The sequence below is a fragment of the Maribacter sp. 1_MG-2023 genome, assembly GCF_030547005.1.
Classification (GTDB): domain Bacteria; phylum Bacteroidota; class Bacteroidia; order Flavobacteriales; family Flavobacteriaceae; genus Maribacter.
On record NZ_JAUOPN010000010.1, the window covers coordinates 82,031 to 99,575 of the forward strand.

A 17,545-nucleotide genomic window follows, 5' to 3' on the forward strand; every position below is an offset into this window, starting at 1 on the left:
AAACTATTAAAATGAAAAATATATTAATACCTACAGATTTCTCTGATAATGCCTGGAACGCATTGGTTTACGGAATTTCCTTTTTCAAAAAGACACACTGTACCTTTCATATTGTTCACATTAATGCCATTGATACCAACGTTAGTGGTGAAGCTGCAATGTACATAGCACCAGATATTTTAGAATCCACAATATTGGCAGAAAGTAGAGAACAACTTAAGACCCTTAGTCAAAAAATAGAGCAATTACCATTAAACGTTAAGCATGAATTTCATTTTAAAGCTATCTATGGTTTTTTAACTGATCAGCTTAAAGATTTGGTCAAAAAAAAGAGTATTGAACTTATAATTATGGGTACAAAAGGGGCTTCTGGTCTTAAATCTGTGTCTATGGGTAGTAATACCGGTAATGTTATTACAAAAGTGCCTTGCACACTAATGGCTGTACCAGAAGATGCTACCTATGAAAAAATTGAAGAAATTGGCTTTCCTTCTGATTTAAATTTGGCTTATGATGTAAGAATACTAGATACCATCAAAGATATTATCCTATTAAAAAAATCTGCTTTACGATTGTTATATGTTTCTAGTAAAGGAGAAGAACTAAATGCCAATCAAATAAAAATTAAAAATTTATTACTTGACTATTATAAAGAAACGGAATGCACTTTTCATGAAGTTACAGGCAAACATATAGACGAGTCCGTTCAATGTTTTACAGAAAGTAGAAATCTAGATATGTTGATAATGGTCGCGAAAAACCTTAATTTTTTAGAGCGGATTCTATTTAGACCGACTGTTGAAAAAATTAGCTACCATACGAAAGTGCCGTTTTTAGTCATACACGAATAATATTTAACAGCTTCAATAATAGAATCATAAATGTTCTTTTATTGCTATTCTTATATCTTCAACTGGCATTACACCTGTATGTCGCCAAAGGGCTGTACCGCTTTTAAAGAGTATTAAAGTTGGTACACCTTTAATTTTATATCTTTTAACTATTCCTTTCTTAATTTCTACATCTATTTCTATACTGCTTATTGCAGTACCCAACTCCCCCGCCACTTGTTCTACAATAGGTCTCATCAACTTACAGGGTACACACCAAGTCGCATAAAAATAGACCAAAGTAGGTATATCTTCTGCTATCCTTTTTCTGAATTTCTTTTTCATCGGTTTGTATTTAGTCGCTAATCGAGATTTAAATGTTCCGACGCTTGAGTCGAAATCTAAACAAAAATCAAAATTGAATACCTCGCAGGCATTCCCCAGGTTGGTTTTCTACTTAATAATAATAATAATTAATAAAATCTTCGGTGATGACGAATATCATACTAATTGTAATCTTCTCTGATTACTTTTAAAGTATCAAAACTATAGTACTATGACACGTATTTTATTACCCACAGATTTCTCTAAAAATTCTCTAACGGCAATACATTATGCGCTGAAATTGTATAAAGATTTAAAATGTACTTTTTATCTTTTAAACAGTTACATGCCGCCTGTATACCATACTGAATATTTAATGGGGAGCCCGGCACAAATAGGTCTGGGAGATATCGTTCAACAGAATTCTCAAGATAACCTTGAAAACCTTAAGGTAAAATTGCAAAAAGAGTTTGATAATCCTTTACATATTTTCATTACACATTCTGCGCTAAACGTGCTTTCTAGTGAAGTTACTAGAACGGTGGAAGCCGAAGGTATAGATACTGTTGTGATGGGAACACAGGGTGCTACAGGTGCCAAAGAAATATTGTTAGGTACCAATACGGTGCACGTTATCAAAAATTCTAAATGCCCTGTTTTGGTCTTACCATCTGGTTTTGAATTTGAAGCACCAGAGCAGATTCTTTTTCCTAATGATTTTGAAGTATCACTAGATAAAAAAAGCTTGGCTCAATTGTTAAAGATTACCAATTCTCATGTATCTCAGGTAAACGTCATGCATGTATATACTGGTGACGACCTTACTCCTGTTCAAGAAAAAAATAAAAAACAACTAGCTAAGGTATTATCTGAAAGCGGATTTTTTCATGAAGTAAGTAGTAATGAGATTATAACGGCAATAAATGAATTTCAAATTAAGCAAAAAATAAACTTATTAGTCATGGTACAAAACAAGCATACCTTTTTAGAACGCTTGTTTATTGAACCGGTAATTAAGAAAATCGGCTTTCATGTAACACTACCATTTTTAGTAATTCCTCAATAAAAACTATGAACATTAAAAACATACTTGTAGCAACAGATTTTTCTAATGAAGCCTATAACGCGCTTTTTTATGCAACCAAAATTTTTGCATCAACAGCATGTACTTTTCATATAGTTCATGCCTATGACGATATTGTATTGAGTGCGAAAAATGCGCTATTTACAGGACAGAAAGAGATGGAACATTTACAGAATCTGTCTCAAGAAAACTTAACAAAAACAGCGCATAAAATTGTGCTTGATACTGGTAATGAAATACACAAATTCAATACTATTTCTAGTAAAGGCAGCCTTGCTAGTGTAATTAACAAAACTATAGATACCCATAATATCGATTTGGTAGTAATGGGCAACAAAGGTAAAACGGGCGCCAAAGAATTATTTATGGGCAGTAATACCATACAAATTGCAAATACTATTACAACATGCCCTATTTTGGCCATACCAAGAGAAATCGCCTTTAAACCTATTGAAGAAATCGCTTTTGTTACCGACTATAAAAAGGGTTGTACTAAAAGCTCTACTTCTACGCTATTAGATATCGCATCAATTTCAGATGCATCTGTTGCTGTTCTGCATATTAATGAAGGAGAAGTAATGACTTCTAAACAGTTATCTAACCAAAAACTATTAGATACCTGCTTTCAAGAAACACCGCATAGCTTTGATGAGATTTGGAACTATGCTGATAAGGCAAATGTTATTCAAGATTTTATAGCTGAAAGAGAGATTAGCATGTTGGCAATGGCGTATCATAGAAGAAAATTCTTTGAACGTTTTTTACATGAACCCGTAATTATGGATTTAAGTATTTATGCCACTATTCCGTTTTTAATTCTACCGGTACAAGACTGATATTTATCATAGTAAATTAATAGCCTAGATTATATATTTATAGAACAATCTAAATCATTTAACAATGAATAAGCGTATTCTAATACCTACAGATTTCTCTAAAAATGCATTGAACGCGATTAGATATACTATTGATTTATATGCAAAATTAAACTGTGATTTCTATTTTCTGAGCGTATTCAGTTTTGATAAATACACAACTAATAGTTTAAGTATACCCGAAGAAGGTAGCGCTGCATTTGAACAGGCTAAAGAAGATTGTGAAAAGAATTTTGTAAAGCTTCTAGATACCTTAGCATTGCACCCAGACAACCTGAAGCATAATTATTACACTGAATCATCTTATAGTTTTCTTTCTGAAGCTATACAGAAAATCATTACTGAAAAAGATATTGATTTGGTGGCTATGGGTACTAAGGGCGCTACAGGAGCTAAAGGTGTTCTATTTGGTAGTAATACTGTAATGGCAATGGAAAAAATAAGGGAATGTCCTGTATTGGCTATACCTGAGCATGTTTCTTTCATGTCACCTAAAGAAATTGTTTTTCCGACAGATTTTAAAGATGTTTATAAACGATCGGAGTTTAGATACCTTATAGAGTTGGCTAAAATGCACAATGCTGAAATAGCCATATTACATCTAGAAAAAAATAAAGAACTTTCTAAAATTCAATTGAGCAATAAGCAATTATTATCATCTATTTTAAGTGAGACTGCGCATCAATTTCATACACTTACAGAAAAGAATTTGGGCAAAGGTATTCAGAGCTTTGTTGAAAGTAGAGAAAGCGATATGGTGTCTTTCATTAACCGTAAACATTTCTTTTTTGGTAATGTTTTCTCTAGACCTTTAATCAAGGAAATTGGTTATGACAGTGATGTACCTATTCTAGCTTTGCATTAATTTGTTAATGGAATTGATGAGTACGAACAGATAAAATTCATAAAACATTTTAGACATCTTTGGTTGGTTGATGTCTAAAGTTAAACCGTCAAAGAATTCGCTTCATTGGCGGTTTTTTAAAATAATTCATATGGATGAATGGGTTAGCAGCGATAACTATTCTGGTAGAATTGTAAAAATCAGTAATGCCTTTGTTTTTAAAGGGCCGATAAAGAATTACTCGAGGATTTTCCTTTCGTTTGGGATGAACTGAACATTCTCATTACCTATGGTTCTGATGCTGAACTTGCCAAAACAATAATGTTGAATACGGCTACCGAATTTTTATCTGATTATACTGAAAAATCGAAAGCCAAATGGCAACAAATGGTAGCTCATTATTATATAGAAGATGCAACGATCGAACCTACGATAGCCATGAACCTTACCGATAATTGGGTACAATTAAATCTAAGATATATAACAGATTATAAAATAAGAAGAAATACAAAACACACGCTATTTCAACATATTGAAAAAGCGATTTCTAATACAAATGGTAAAGTAACTCTAGCTTCTACTACATTACAATTACTAGAGGTACCACCGCTTAATGTTATTTTAAAAAAGTAATATGGATACTAAAGAATCTATTGACATTATAAAATCTTCTGGGCAGAAAATGAAGTTCTCGTTAGACAAGCTTCGTAACTCTCTTAAGCATAGTGGTGCAAACCATGAACTGGTAGAAGAAATTGTTAGTAAGGTATATGATGAACTTTTTGAAGGTATTACCTCTAATGAAATCTATAATAGAGCGTATTCGTTGCTTAAAAAAAATAAGTCTGTATTCGCCTCTAAATACAAACTCAAAAAGGCAATCTATGAATTGGGCCCGACTGGTTTTCCTTTTGAACGTTTTATAGCCGCAATATTGCAATATTCAGGTTACGAAGTTGATGTAGACATCGTAGTAAATGGAGCATGCGTTACTCATGAAATAGATGTTATTGCCGAAAAAAAAGATACGGCTACTCTTATAGAGTGTAAGTTTCATAATGAAGAAGGTCGTAATTGCAACGTTAAAATTCCTCTATACATACATTCCAGATATAATGATGTAAAAGCACATTGGGTTACAAACAAAAATAACAAACCATTAAATAAAGGCTGGGTGGTCACCAATACCAGGTTTACCCAAGATGCCCTTACCTACGGTAAATGTGCAGACCTCTATCTTTTAAGTTGGGATTTTCCACATAACGACGGACTAAAAGACAGAATTGATAGGCTTGGGCTCTACCCTATTACGGTTTCTAGCTTACTATCTAAACGAGAAAAACAATTTCTATTAAGCAGAAATGTAGTTCTGTGCAGGCAACTAGTAAAAGACAAATTTTTCCTGGATCACCTTGGTATTTCTACCGATCGTAAATCAAAGATTTTAGACGAATTCTCACAACTTTGTAAATCTTAATAGTATGAAAAAAGTTAGCATTAAATTTTTAGGCGCTTCTGGCACGGTTACAGGTTCTAAGTTTTATTTAGAAACTCCTGAACTGAATATTATGATAGATTGTGGCATGTTTCAAGGTCTTAAAGAGTTACGTGAAAAAAATTGGGAACCATTATCTATAGACGCTAGCAAAATAGATGTCGTTTTATTAACACATGGTCACTTAGACCATACTGGCTACTTACCTAGGTTGGTAAAAGAAGGTTTTAACGGAGACATTATAGGCACCAATCCTACTTTATCCGTTGCCCGTGTAATTTTACTTGATAGTGCTAAAATTCAAGAAGAACAAGCTAAAAAGGCAAATGAAGAAGGCTTTTCTAAACACCCTAAAGCACTACCTTTTTATACTATTTTAGAAGCTGAAAAAACCATTAAATTATTCTCAGGAAGAAAAAGAGATGAGTGGGTTCAGCTTTCAGAGAACATCCGATTTAAATACAGATATAACGGTCATATCATTGGTTCTACTTTTATTGAATTAGAGATATTTGGAAAAATGTTCGTTTTCTCTGGTGATGTAGGCAGACTGAACGATGCCCTTTTAATGGCGCCGAAAAGACCAGAATGGGCGGACTATTTATTTTTAGAAAGTACCTATGGCAACAAACTACATCCTAAAGAAAACATTACTGAAATTTTAAGTGATCTGGTTCAAAAAACCATTAATGAACGTGGTACGTTGATTATACCTTCTTTCGCCGTTGAAAGATTACAACTACTCATGTTTTTGTTTTGGGATTTATATAAAAAGAATAAAATACCCAACATACCCATTTTTATAGACAGCCCAATGGGCAGTAATGTTTTAGATGTTTTTGGGCAATTTACAGATTGGCATAAGCTTAGCCCTAGCGATTTTAAAGCCATGTGCAATCACTTTACCATTATATCATCATACGCAGATACTTGGAAAACTATAGACGACCCAAGACCCAAAATTGTCATTGCAGGTAGTGGTATGGTTACAGGTGGGCGAGTACTCACCTATTTAAAACAGTTGATAGATGAACCTAAAACAAAGGTTCTATTAGTTGGCTACCAAGCAGAAGGTACACGAGGTAGACAATTGTTAGAGGGTACGCATGAGCTTAAGATATTCGGAAAATATTATCCGGTAAAAGCAAGTATTCATTTTATTGAGAGCCTTTCTGCACATGCAGACCAAGCGGAGCTTCTTCATTTTATTGATGGTATTAAAAATACCCCAGAAAATGTTTTCCTAATTCATGGAGAACCAGGTGCTTTAGATGCTTTTAAAGTTAAAATAAGAGATACAAAAGGGTGGAACTGTCGTATACCAAAGTTAGAAAAAACGATAGATTTACTTATATAACTGGCATTATTAATATGATTTGTTATGTTTATGGACTGACAATGGTCATATCTCTAACTTTTTCTAAATAGTATCTTCGAAAGATATTAGTATATAAATATACCTGCCTTATGAAAAAGTTATTTGTAGTATTATCAGTGATGTTAATGGGTTGTTCTTCTATTAGTTTAGTAGAAAACTGGAAAAACCCCGATATCGTAATTTTCAATGCCAATAAAGTTCTAATCGTAGGCATGGCACAAAATGATGATACGCGAGAAAACTTTGAAAGCAAACTACAAAAAGAATTTACTAGTAGAGATGTAGAAGCATGGCGAAGTGTAGATATTTTTGACCTTTCTCTTACCGATTCTCGTAAGACCGATAAAGAACTAGACGATGTGGAACAAAGCCTTTTAGACAAAGATTTTGATGCCATTTTACTTACAAAAATAATAGGGTCTGAAAATCGTGAAAGCTTTGTAAAATCAATCTCTAGATGGGATGACCACCAGTCTAGATTTAATGACGATTATTTAGAGCACCAAGGCATTTATTACGACGATAACTACTACGAAAAATATACAATTTACCATGCGGAGACAACATTATATTGTATTTGTGAAGGTAAAGAAAGAGCTATGATTTGGAGGGGGATCATTGAAATTACTGAGCCAGACAACATTAACAAGGCAATTAATGATTACGTTAAAATGATCATTGTTGCTATGGAAGATCAAGATTTGGTATTTACTTCTCAGGTAGAATAAAACTGGATGCTAAAATAACGGGCTTAGCACTTTGCCAACACCTTCTTTTAGCTTTTTGCTCCAAGGTCTTTTTATAAATTCATCATAAGTTAATTCATTGCTGACAAGACAATCATTTAGAAAATCTTCTTTCAATTGTTTGGCAATTTGCTTGTGATACATAATAGCATTTACCTCATAATTTTGCTCAAAGCTTCGGTCATCTAAATTTGCTGTACCGATAGAAGATATGGCGTCGTCGCTCACCATTATTTTACTATGTAGAAAGCCGTCTGGGAAAAGATATATTTTAATACCTGCTTTTAAGAACAGCTCAAAATAAGAATGCACCGACCAACTTACAACCTGGTTATCTGCCTTTTCTGATACAAGCAACCTAACATCTACTCCACTCAACGCTGCAGTTTGTAACGCCCTAACCAATGCCTGCCCTGGTATAATATATGGGTTGGTGATATAAATATAGTTCTTGGCCATATTTATCATAGAAAAATATGTTTGTTCTAGTACCGGAAAATCATCATCTGGACCGCCGGCAACTATTTGTACCAACTCATTTGCATTAGATTCTGGTTCAGTAGGCAGTGGTAATTTTATAGCTTCTAGTAATTGTGTGCTGACCAAGTACCAATCTGTCATAAAAACCTGATCTAGTTGCGTAGCAGCAGGACCTATTAATCTTAAATGCATATCATGCCATTTACCTAGACCAACTTGACCTTTTAAATATTTATCAGATACATTAATACCACCGGTAAAAGCAATTTCACCATCTACAACAATTATTTTACGATGGTTTCTAAAATTTAAGGAAGAAAAGTACCTGCCAAATTTAAATGGCAGAAAAGAATAAACCTCTACTCCAATTTCTAAAAGTTTCTTTAGGTATTTCTTGCTTAACGAGAAACTACCTATACCATCATAAATCATTCGTACCGCTATACCATGCGCTATCTTTTCTTTAAATAATACCAATAACCTATTGGCTAGATCTCCGTCTTCATAAATGTAATACTGAATATGTATTCTGACTTTTGCTCCTTCTAATGCCTCAAATATAGTTTCAAAAGTTGTTCTGCCGTCTTTCAATATTTTTAGATCATTGCCTGAAGTTGGCGGATAATGAGAATTCTTATAACTAAGCGTAATCAATTTACCATACTTACCATCAAAAACGTTGATCTGTTCTTTATTGGGCTTAGGTAACTTTTTGAACAATTCTTTTTGATTCTGAATAAGCTTGTGCCTTCTTCTGTTTCGACCTAATAATAAATAAAGGAAAATACCACCCACAGGCATTGCAAAAATCGTTAAAAGCCAAGCCAGGTTTTTTGTAGGCTTTGCTCCATATAATAAGATAGACAGCACTATAGACAATGCTATTAATACATAAATACCAATAAAAATTGAAGTCCACATAAAGTTTGTATTCTAGAAATCACATGGCCTCTAGTGCTATTTACTTGAAAGACTTTAAATGTGATTTGTTACAAGTTACTAGATTTACCAACAATACGACCATCTTCCATTTGAATTATATAATCTGTACGTTTGGCAAAGTCCTCATCATGCGTAACAACAAGCAATGACAACCCTTCCTCTTCTTTTAATTGCTTGAAAATATTAAAAACATTATCAGAGTTGTAACTATCTAAATTACCTGTAGGTTCGTCACCCATAAGTATGGACGGATTATTAATTAGCGCTCTAGCAATCGCTACACGTTGCTTTTCTCCTCCAGAAATTCGAGATGCTTTTTGTAACGCTAAAGACTCTATACCTAACATTTTCAATTTTTGCATAGCATCATGTTCTATCTCTTGATGACTTTTACGAGCTAACTTTTTTGCAGGCAACATTACATTTTCAACCACACTAAATTCAGATAATAAATAATGAAACTGAAATACGAAGCCTATATTTTCGTTCCTAATAAGCGATAATTCGGTTGCAGACAAACCGGTTACTAACTTGTTGTTCAAGAACAATTCTCCCGTATATTCTGTATCCATCGTTGACAAAATATACAACAATGTAGATTTTCCAGAACCAGATTTCCCCATAATAGAAGCAAATTCCCCATTGAATATTTTAAAGGAAATATCTTTTAAAACATGAAAATCTTTTGGCTTATGAAAGTGCTTATTTATATCTTTTGCTTCTAATACAATATCCATTTACTATTTCTTAAGTACCCCTTATAATTTTTACCGGATCAATATGCTTTGCTTTAATAGAGGGCAACCACCCTGCTATAAAAGTTGAAATTAACGCAAAGACAATACCTATAACGTAATACATTACACTAAAATCAACCGGATACGTTGTCATTGTAGGTAAAGCTTCTGTCTTAAAGGGAACCCCATCAATTAATACCGAAAGAATAAAACCTAAAACTAAACCTAAAACGCCACCCACTATACCAATAATCATTGCCTGGCTCATAAAAATGTACTGTACATCTTTACCTGAAAAACCTGTAGCCTTTAAAATGGCTATATCTTTCATTTTTTCATAAATAAGCATGTTTAGAATATTATATATTCCGAAGCCTGCTACTATTAAAAGAGTTATTGAAACCGCATAGGTTATTAAGTTACGAATGTTGGTACCGGTCTCAAATTGGGCATTTGCTTCATTAATATCGGTCGCTGTAACATCAAATTGTTTTTCGAAACCCTTTGCCAATATTGGAGCATTTTCAATATTGTTTAATTTTATATTTATATCTGTGATATAATTTTGTGCCTCTCCTAAAATTCGTTGTACCGTTTTTAAGTTACAATAGCTTTGAGAGTTATCGATATCTGCCACTCCGCTTTGATAAATACCTACTATTTTCAATGGAAAAACAGCTCCTTGCGCAGTACTAATCTGCACTCTATCGCCAATTCTTAACGACATTTTGCTAGCAAGGCCTGAGCCTAACAAAATTCCATTATCCATAGTATTCAAAGCTTCTGGTGAGCCCTCAATGATATAATCGCGCATATTAGAAAGCCGAGTTTCTTCCATAATGTCAACACCTATCAAATTACCCGACAATTCTATAGAACCCGATAAATAAAATATCTGTGCGCGTACTTGTGCCGTTGCTCCTTTTACCTCATCCATTTGCTTTAAAAGATTTAAAATAGGAAGCGCATTATGGATTTTTTTCTGTCCGTTTTTCGGCTTTATAGAACTGATCATTTGAACAGAATTATTAAACTGCTCATACAGCGAAACTGGCTGATCAATGGTTGGTTCTATTTCATTATACAAATGAATATGTGGTGTTTGGTTCAATACCAAGTCATCTAACATATTGTTTAGACCGGTCATAAAGCTTACCATGGTAATGTAAGCACCTATACCAAAAGTAACGCCCAGTGCTGCCGTTGCTGTAGATTTCATCTTGGTAAGAAGATGTGTTTTAGCGATATTTAGTATAACTGGCCAATTCATTATTTAACTGGCTTTAAAATCATATCATTTTCGGTTATACCCGAAATAATTTCGACCCTTTCTAAGTTTTCAGCTCCTACTTCAACCGTTACGGTACCCTCTTCAGTTATTACTTTATTACCATCAACTAAATAATCTCTGGGTATGGTAAGTGCATCTTCTTTTTCTGAAATTACAATATTACCCTCGCCCGCAAGACCAGGATATAATACCTTGGGCGGATTTTTAAATAGTGCCTCAACCTTAAATGTTTGTGATGTTTCATCTTTTTGAGGATATATCTTGCTCACCGTAGCCGTAAAAACCTCCATTGGGTATGCATCTAAGGTTATCAATGTTTTCTGACCTAATTTAATTTTAATGATATCTACCTCATCTATCAACATTTCTATTTTAAAGTCGGTAGCGCTACCAATTGCACCTAATGGCTCTAGTGTATTAATTAGTTCACCAGGTTCTTTAAACAAGGCATAAACCTTACCGTTAATCTTGCTATTAATAGTATAATCTTCTGCTATAATTTTTGAGGATGAATAACTGTTTTTAGCTTGCTGTAAAGCAGTCTCTAAATCATTTTTTGTTCTTTCATAACTAGACTTTTGTTGATTTAGTTGATTTCTTGAAAGCTCATAGTTCAACTTTTGAGTATCGAACTCTGCTTTTGATCCTATATTCTGCTCCCAAAGTCGTTTCTGCCTAGCAAAATTGATAGAATCGTTATTAAACTTTAGTTCTGCTGCGTAAATATCATCTTCAATACTTTTTAAAATAGCGGCATTTCCTTGAAAGTTTTCTTTGGACTGCTGTAAGGTTAAATATGCGTTTTCTGAATTTAATTTAGGAGTGCGATTATTTATCTGCAGAATAGGATCTCCCTTTTTGACCAAATCTCCCTCTTCTACTAGGTTATCATCTAAAATACCAGCTACAACTGCATAAACTTGATATATGCTATCTGGTTGAACTGTGGCAGACGCATATACCGAAGATATCAATTGAGATTTTTTCGGAAATACCTTTTCTTGTTTCTCTCCACAAGAAAGAAAAAGCAGAAATAGTACACTAATGTTCAGATATCGCATGAATTATAGATTATTATAATTCAAAATAACAGGAAATCTTTGTGGTATTATATGAGTAAAATCATACCTGGAAGAATCTTGGTATAAACACCATAAAATTATGAAGGTGAATCAAAAGAATATATAAGTCGTATTCACTTTAAATTCAAATAAAATTGACGATTTCAAAGCATAAAAAAACCGAGATTTTCATCTCGGTTTTTTCTATCTTATTTTAAAGCTTTTTTAAGTTTTGCCTTTTTACTTTTCAGTCTTTTAACCGAGGTGCTTAACTTGCTTTTTATTTTTTTGATTTTACTTTTCTTTGCATCTTTCTTTTTAGCTTTCTTCAACTTGCTCTTTAAATCATCAACTTTTTTAGCTGATTTTTTAATTTTTTTAATTGCTGCCTTCATCTTTTTACTTAATTTAAAATTACTTGACTTAATCTGCTTATTAATTTCCCTCTTCTTTTTGGAAATATCCTTTTTCTTCGTTTTCTCTTTTTTCGGATCATCAGGCGGCACCTCTGTATCGAAATCTGCTTCTAGATTTTCAATCGCATCAACAATTGTTACACCCTGCTCTTGTACTACCGTGCTATCTTGTGATAATGGTTGTTCATCCGCTAACACATTATTATTATTTTCTATGACCATTATTCTGTTTACTATTTATATACATAAAATTAACATTAATTTTACATATAACAAATCTATAGCGTATTTTAATTAAACTTAAAATCATGCTATCTAGGGGTATTCTATATCAAGCATAATTTGCTTAAATATTGATTTACCATATTTAAATCATCTTCGATTAAACCTTTTAACTATAACTGCAGCAAGAAATTCGGGCAGAGAATCGGCAGAAATACGAACACAAACAAAAAGAACAAAACAGCCCATAGTACCCCATTAGAAGTGAGTAAATTATAATATCTCCTTTAACCTTTGGTTTTAATGAATGGGCTAGCAGACCGTGAACACCCATGCTAAACAAGGTGAAAATGATTGCTGAAATTGTAATTAAGTATGCTTTTGAATGTGTGTCTCTAATGGTGAACAAATAAAAACCTAATCCTAATGCAATCGCTATTTTAATACTATAAATTCTTCTTGCCATGACTTACTGTTTTAAAGTGCTTGTTTGAAATAAAATAATTGATAATTTGATCCTCTAAAACTTAAGAGCGGTACTCTACCGTAAAATTCCATTTTCTTCACTAAATCTCTATGAAATACGTTTTTTAGAATTCCCTTATGTTCTCTTTCAAGCATGACCACTAAATCTGCATTTGTATCACCTAGGTACATTCTAAGCGTTTCAAATACATCTTCTGTAAACAATAATTCAAAATCAATTTGATCATAAGTTACTTTTTCATTGAGCATCTCTTTAAACCACTCTAGCTGCATTTCTCCTTTGTATTCATCTTTAGTAGAAATATGAACCACTTTTATAGCTGCTTTTAACTGTTGGTCCATTTCTACCAACTTACGAATGGCATATATATCTTCTTCTTCAAAATCAGTTGCATATACTATATTCTTAATAGGCATATAAGAAGTATGCAATTTGGGTAGTTTCATCAAGAATGGAATGGTCTTTCTTCGAGTTTTTTACTGCTCAATAAGGGACTTCAATATATAAATCAAATCAACCCAGAAATAATGAAACTCGTTATAGCCAAACAATTGGCGCACATTTAAATGGTAATGTTCAAAAATTAGCATGTATGGCTAATCTTTATTATCAATTTAGGAAAGATGTAAACGATAATGCCTTAAGTGCCTACCTATTTTCCTTGGAAGCCAACCATCATTTAAATTCTACGTGGTCTTTGAATATTGGCGTTGAAATTATTAGTGGTAATGATAATGGATCTTCGTCTAATGTAAAAACAAGGCTTTTTCTCCTTTTTATGGTACCAACCATAAATTTAACGGTCTAAAGGATTATTTCTACGTAGGAAACCATGCCAATAATGTTGGGTAAACGGATAGATATTTAGAGACAAATGTAAAAGTCGGTGATAAGACTTCATTGAATCTACGACTGCATAACTTTTCTGCTCCTGCAGAAATACAAGGCACAGATACAATACAACTTGGTATTGAAACAGACCTAACACTAAACTATAATTTTAAAAAAGACATCAATATTAAAGCGGGTTATTCACAACTTTTTGCTGCCGAAGGGATGGAATATCTAAAAAATAATTTTGATGATAATTCTAATTATTGAGGATGGATCATGGTAACCATCAACCCTACATTATTCACTACAAAACAAGACTAGTTATAATATTCCGCTTAATTTAATTATTATTTTGCCTTATCAAATTGACGCATTCTAAAGTAAGCTAAAGCAGAAGTAATTACAACAATTGCAATGAGCACATAAATAAATTTAGGTACCGGTAATGGATCGCCAGCAGCATAACTATGCAACCCAGATAAATAATAATTAACTCCAAATGAAGTCATTATTATAGACCCAAAAGCAAAAACACTAGCAGCATTCAAAACATATTTACTTTTTAGTGCCGGTACAAACCGTAAGTGCAATACAATTGCATATATGATTATGGAAATCAAAGCCCAAGTTTCTTTTGGGTCCCAAGCCCAATAACGACCCCATGATTCATTTGCCCAAATACCACCCAAAAATGTACCTACAGATAATACGAATACACCTATGGTCATAGAAATTTCATTGATATAGGTCAACTCCTTTATTCTGATATTGATGGCTTCACTAGATTTTTTAGTTTTCATTATCATTAGTAGCAATACCATAAAACCTAATATAAACGATAAGGCCAATGGCGCATAACTACTTACAATAGTAGCAACGTGTACTTTAAGCCAAAATGACTTTAATACCGGCATTAAGTTGGTAATTTCAGGACTTAACCAATCTAGGTAACTAACAAATAGTAGCGAACCTGTAAATAGTGTTGCCAAAGGCAAAGAGAAATCAGATTTTCTAAAGGTCATTAAGCCACAAAGCATCAATACCCACGCAACAAAAATTAACATTTCATAACCATTGCTCCAAGGTGCATGTTGAGCTACATACCATCTTAAAATAATATTACCTGTAAATACCAAAAAGCTTATAAGGGAGAGTATTACCAAAATATTCCATAGTACATCAATATACCGTTTTTGCATAAATATTCTAGCCAAAGCTAAAGCCAACAATATAAAACCAAGTGTAAAAAACACCTGAAACAGCCAAAAATAAAGGTTCATTTCATTATACCATAATTCTGCTTCTACCCTTTGGTCATTGGGTATAATTTCTACTCCTAAGGTACTTTGATAGGTGTCAATATAAGATAGTTTTTCATTAGCTTCTGCCCACTTCTTATCTGCAATATCATTAAAATAAGCCGGCGTTATCGACTGAACAAAACGCCCATCTTCTGGCGGAAAATCTTTAAAGTGATGGGTATAACTAAACCATGTATCATTTTCATCTAAACTATTGGGAAAAATCTTTAAATAGTTTCCTGAAAATATATTGAACAAGATATTGAAACGCTCGTCAACTTTTAAAACTTCTTTATCAAATTCATTATGTTCTGCAGGTTTTTTTGCATTTGCTTCTTCAGCTACTTTGGTAAGTACATAATCTCCGCTTGGGTTTATTAAATCATCAAATGAGATCAGACCTTCTTCGGTAATTTTAAGGGCATCAAAAAAAGTACCCCCTTTTTCTGCATCTATTTTAATGATAGGAATTTGTTGCCAAGCTCCTGGCGCAACATGCATTGCCAAAAATACTTGGTTAGCGTCTAAACGAATTTCTTTTCCGTTGACATTATATGTAAAATAAGGTTTACGAGATACTTTACGCAAAAATTCAGATGCCAGGGTGTTTATAGGTTTTACACGGCCATCAAGATCTTGTACCATTAACCTACCGAAAAGATCTGAATGCTGTATATCTATATTTTGATGGGCAACCAAATCTGGAATGGAAATAGAATCATTAGATTGTTGCGCCTCTAGCCCTGTTGCTATTAAACCAAATAAAAACATAGCGATTACTTTGTTTTTACTTTTTAGCTTTTTCAACTTTTTATTGATAATTGTAAAATGTGAACTTTTCCCAAATAAGGTAAAAAACATCCCTATCATCATAAGAAAATAGCCCAAATAGGTAACGTTGGTTCCTAATACATCATGGTTTACAGATAGAACGGTCCCCTTTTCATCTGTATCATAACTTGCTTGATAAAAACGATAACCCCCATAATCCAACACATTATTCATAAAAATTCTAAAGGGCATTTTTGTATTCGTATCTAAAACCATTACCTCACTTGCATATGCAGACGGACTTTCAGATCCTGGATATCTATCTAACTGAAAATCATTCAACTGTATTTTAAACGGAGTTTCAATTGGCATAGCACCATAGGAAAATTGAAGATTAACACCTCCTAGATTTATCTCATGATGCGTAGGTAAAAAACCATCTCTATACAGCAATGTTATTTCTTCTGTTTTATCTTCTACATGTACATTTAATACTAGAGCATCATCCTTTACCTTATCATTATCCTTTGGTTTTTCAGATGTACTAACCAATTCAATACTACCAGAGTCATGAAAAGACAAAGGAACAAACGAAAGATCTCCAGAACGGTAAAGGGTTCTTAAATTCATGGGTTGTAACGTATCTCCCTTTATAAGTCCGGCAGTTTGATCTGCCATAATAAAGAAGTCTAACTGATGAGGTGAAAATATCTTGAATTTGCCATCTTTTTCAATGAGATTGATAACATCTTCACCCGCAGCCTCAAAACCAATTTTATGTTTATGACTACCTATTTCTTCTATCTCACCCTTTTCAAGAAAAACGGTTTCACGTCCATTACCAGATGTTACCACCATTTGTAATAATGGAACACCCGCTTCTTGATCATCTACAATTTCGGGCGTTGCGTCTGCTACAAATTGATTATGTGTTATCTTGATAGGTATATTCTCAAAATCTGTAGAGACGGTAAAATCATTATCGCTTAATGGCGAAAAATACAGTTCTTCTTGAAGATGTTTTGTTTTTTCCCCCTTAGCGATGTGTACCTGTAAATAATTTTTATCTGAAATTATGGTGCTTGATGTTTTACCCTCACGTATACGCATTACACCACCATAAGAATAATATCTAGTAATTCCGGCGCCTATTATAATGACAATAAATGCAATATGAAACATTAAAATAGCCCATTTTTCTTTGCGCCAAAGTCTATACTTAAAAATATTAGCAGCAAAGCAAAGGCTTAAGCCTATCATGACCAACTCGAACCAAGTAGCATCATACACTTTGATCCAAGCAGTGGCAGTACCAAAATCGTTCTCAATAAATGTGGCTGCACCCATGGCAATGGCAAAGACCAATAATAAGACCAACGCCAAGGTTGGAGAAGAAAAAATACGGTAAATTTTTTTCATGAAAAGTG

General features: G+C 33.3%; 19 protein-coding genes. 10 read left to right on the forward strand and 9 right to left on the reverse strand.

The features are described from left to right. The first annotated feature begins 11 nt into the window (after window positions 1–11). Entirely contained in the window at window positions 12–851 is an 840-nt protein-coding gene (locus Q4500_RS12375) for a universal stress protein (RefSeq protein ID WP_303599966.1), read from the forward strand. Window positions 852–875: 24 nt separating this feature from the next. On the opposite strand, the gene Q4500_RS12380 is transcribed toward Q4500_RS12375, so the two are convergent. After that, window positions 876–1,175 (reverse strand): co-chaperone YbbN, encoded by a 300-nt coding sequence (locus Q4500_RS12380; RefSeq protein WP_303599967.1) that lies wholly within the window; start codon window positions 1,173–1,175, stop codon window positions 876–878. A gap of 211 nt (window positions 1,176–1,386) precedes the next feature. On the opposite strand from Q4500_RS12380, the gene Q4500_RS12385 reads away from it, so the two are divergent. The 7 genes from Q4500_RS12385 to Q4500_RS12415 all read left to right on the forward strand — a co-directional run bounded on the left by Q4500_RS12385 (window position 1,387) and on the right by Q4500_RS12415 (window position 7,558). Further along, window positions 1,387–2,220 (forward strand): universal stress protein, encoded by an 834-nt coding sequence (locus Q4500_RS12385; RefSeq protein ID WP_303599968.1) that lies wholly within the window; start codon window positions 1,387–1,389, stop codon window positions 2,218–2,220. Window positions 2,221–2,225: 5 nt separating this feature from the next. Beyond that, window positions 2,226–3,074 carry a universal stress protein gene (locus tag Q4500_RS12390; protein ID WP_303599969.1) on the forward strand — a complete coding sequence of 283 codons (849 nt, stop codon included), beginning with the start codon at window positions 2,226–2,228 and terminating at the stop codon, window positions 3,072–3,074. Between the two features lie 64 nt (window positions 3,075–3,138). Next, window positions 3,139–3,978 (forward strand): universal stress protein, encoded by an 840-nt coding sequence (locus Q4500_RS12395; RefSeq protein ID WP_303599970.1) that lies wholly within the window; start codon window positions 3,139–3,141, stop codon window positions 3,976–3,978. Between the two features lie 300 nt (window positions 3,979–4,278). After that, window positions 4,279–4,590, forward strand: coding sequence for a hypothetical protein (locus tag Q4500_RS12400; RefSeq protein WP_303599971.1), 312 nt, complete (start codon window positions 4,279–4,281; stop codon window positions 4,588–4,590). A 1-nt stretch (window position 4,591) separates the two neighbouring features. Continuing rightward, on the forward strand, window positions 4,592–5,434 hold the full coding sequence (locus tag Q4500_RS12405) for an ATP cone domain-containing protein (protein WP_303599972.1): 843 nt from the start codon (window positions 4,592–4,594) through the stop codon (window positions 5,432–5,434). Window positions 5,435–5,438: 4 nt separating this feature from the next. Next, window positions 5,439–6,809 carry an MBL fold metallo-hydrolase RNA specificity domain-containing protein gene (locus Q4500_RS12410; RefSeq protein WP_303599973.1) on the forward strand — a complete coding sequence of 457 codons (1,371 nt, stop codon included), beginning with the start codon at window positions 5,439–5,441 and terminating at the stop codon, window positions 6,807–6,809. A 110-nt stretch (window positions 6,810–6,919) separates the two neighbouring features. Further along, window positions 6,920–7,558, forward strand: coding sequence for a hypothetical protein (locus Q4500_RS12415; RefSeq protein ID WP_282050473.1), 639 nt, complete (start codon window positions 6,920–6,922; stop codon window positions 7,556–7,558). Window positions 7,559–7,567: 9 nt separating this feature from the next. On the opposite strand, the gene cls is transcribed toward Q4500_RS12415, so the two are convergent. The 7 genes from cls to Q4500_RS12450 all read right to left on the reverse strand — a co-directional run bounded on the left by cls (window position 7,568) and on the right by Q4500_RS12450 (window position 13,658). Beyond that, window positions 7,568–8,977 (reverse strand): cardiolipin synthase, encoded by a 1,410-nt coding sequence (gene cls / locus Q4500_RS12420; protein ID WP_303599974.1) that lies wholly within the window; start codon window positions 8,975–8,977, stop codon window positions 7,568–7,570. 68 nt (window positions 8,978–9,045) lie between these two features. Beyond that, the gene (locus tag Q4500_RS12425; protein ID WP_303599975.1) at window positions 9,046–9,735 is read right to left on the reverse strand and encodes an ABC transporter ATP-binding protein; all 690 of its coding nucleotides are present in this window, start codon (window positions 9,733–9,735) and stop codon (window positions 9,046–9,048) included. Window positions 9,736–9,745: 10 nt separating this feature from the next. Next, on the reverse strand, window positions 9,746–11,008 hold the full coding sequence (locus Q4500_RS12430) for an FtsX-like permease family protein (protein WP_303600030.1): 1,263 nt from the start codon (window positions 11,006–11,008) through the stop codon (window positions 9,746–9,748). Continuing rightward, window positions 11,005–12,087, reverse strand: coding sequence for an efflux RND transporter periplasmic adaptor subunit (locus Q4500_RS12435; RefSeq protein ID WP_303599976.1), 1,083 nt, complete (start codon window positions 12,085–12,087; stop codon window positions 11,005–11,007). Before Q4500_RS12435 ends, Q4500_RS12430 begins: the two co-directional genes overlap by 4 nt. 209 nt (window positions 12,088–12,296) lie before the next feature. Next, on the reverse strand, window positions 12,297–12,725 hold the full coding sequence (locus tag Q4500_RS12440) for a hypothetical protein (RefSeq protein WP_303599977.1): 429 nt from the start codon (window positions 12,723–12,725) through the stop codon (window positions 12,297–12,299). A gap of 169 nt (window positions 12,726–12,894) precedes the next feature. After that, entirely contained in the window at window positions 12,895–13,191 is a 297-nt protein-coding gene (locus Q4500_RS12445; protein ID WP_303599978.1) for a hypothetical protein, read from the reverse strand. Between the two features lie 11 nt (window positions 13,192–13,202). After that, entirely contained in the window at window positions 13,203–13,658 is a 456-nt protein-coding gene (locus tag Q4500_RS12450) for a universal stress protein (protein ID WP_303599979.1), read from the reverse strand. A gap of 146 nt (window positions 13,659–13,804) precedes the next feature. Here Q4500_RS12450 and Q4500_RS12455 point away from each other — a divergent pair, with 146 nt between their 5' ends. Next, entirely contained in the window at window positions 13,805–14,020 is a 216-nt protein-coding gene (locus tag Q4500_RS12455; protein ID WP_303599980.1) for a hypothetical protein, read from the forward strand. 92 nt (window positions 14,021–14,112) lie between these two features. Then, window positions 14,113–14,313 (forward strand): hypothetical protein, encoded by a 201-nt coding sequence (locus tag Q4500_RS12460; protein WP_303599981.1) that lies wholly within the window; start codon window positions 14,113–14,115, stop codon window positions 14,311–14,313. 80 nt (window positions 14,314–14,393) lie between these two features. On the opposite strand, the gene ccsA is transcribed toward Q4500_RS12460, so the two are convergent. Next, window positions 14,394–17,537, reverse strand: coding sequence for a cytochrome c biogenesis protein (ccsA, locus tag Q4500_RS12465; RefSeq protein WP_303599982.1), 3,144 nt, complete (start codon window positions 17,535–17,537; stop codon window positions 14,394–14,396). Window positions 17,538–17,545 lie beyond the last annotated feature (8 nt).

Bases quoted from the DNA above. Each gene is read 5' to 3' on its own strand.
- Q4500_RS12375 (WP_303599966.1), top strand. From the start codon at position 12: ATGAAAAATATATTAATACCTACAGATTTCTCTGATAATGCCTGGAAC.
- Q4500_RS12380 (WP_303599967.1), bottom strand. From the start codon at position 1,175: ATGAAAAAGAAATTCAGAAAAAGGATAGCAGAAGATATACCTACTTTG.
- Q4500_RS12385 (WP_303599968.1), top strand. From the start codon at position 1,387: ATGACACGTATTTTATTACCCACAGATTTCTCTAAAAATTCTCTAACG.
- Q4500_RS12390 (WP_303599969.1), top strand. From the start codon at position 2,226: ATGAACATTAAAAACATACTTGTAGCAACAGATTTTTCTAATGAAGCC.
- Q4500_RS12395 (WP_303599970.1), top strand. From the start codon at position 3,139: ATGAATAAGCGTATTCTAATACCTACAGATTTCTCTAAAAATGCATTG.
- Q4500_RS12400 (WP_303599971.1), top strand. From the start codon at position 4,279: ATGTTGAATACGGCTACCGAATTTTTATCTGATTATACTGAAAAATCG.
- Q4500_RS12405 (WP_303599972.1), top strand. From the start codon at position 4,592: ATGGATACTAAAGAATCTATTGACATTATAAAATCTTCTGGGCAGAAA.
- Q4500_RS12410 (WP_303599973.1), top strand. From the start codon at position 5,439: ATGAAAAAAGTTAGCATTAAATTTTTAGGCGCTTCTGGCACGGTTACA.
- Q4500_RS12415 (WP_282050473.1), top strand. From the start codon at position 6,920: ATGAAAAAGTTATTTGTAGTATTATCAGTGATGTTAATGGGTTGTTCT.
- cls (WP_303599974.1), bottom strand. From the start codon at position 8,977: ATGTGGACTTCAATTTTTATTGGTATTTATGTATTAATAGCATTGTCT.
- Q4500_RS12425 (WP_303599975.1), bottom strand. From the start codon at position 9,735: ATGGATATTGTATTAGAAGCAAAAGATATAAATAAGCACTTTCATAAG.
- Q4500_RS12435 (WP_303599976.1), bottom strand. From the start codon at position 12,087: ATGCGATATCTGAACATTAGTGTACTATTTCTGCTTTTTCTTTCTTGT.
- Q4500_RS12440 (WP_303599977.1), bottom strand. From the start codon at position 12,725: ATGGTCATAGAAAATAATAATAATGTGTTAGCGGATGAACAACCATTA.
- Q4500_RS12445 (WP_303599978.1), bottom strand. From the start codon at position 13,191: ATGGCAAGAAGAATTTATAGTATTAAAATAGCGATTGCATTAGGATTA.
- Q4500_RS12450 (WP_303599979.1), bottom strand. From the start codon at position 13,658: ATGAAACTACCCAAATTGCATACTTCTTATATGCCTATTAAGAATATA.
- Q4500_RS12455 (WP_303599980.1), top strand. From the start codon at position 13,805: ATGGCTAATCTTTATTATCAATTTAGGAAAGATGTAAACGATAATGCC.
- ccsA (WP_303599982.1), bottom strand. From the start codon at position 17,537: ATGAAAAAAATTTACCGTATTTTTTCTTCTCCAACCTTGGCGTTGGTC.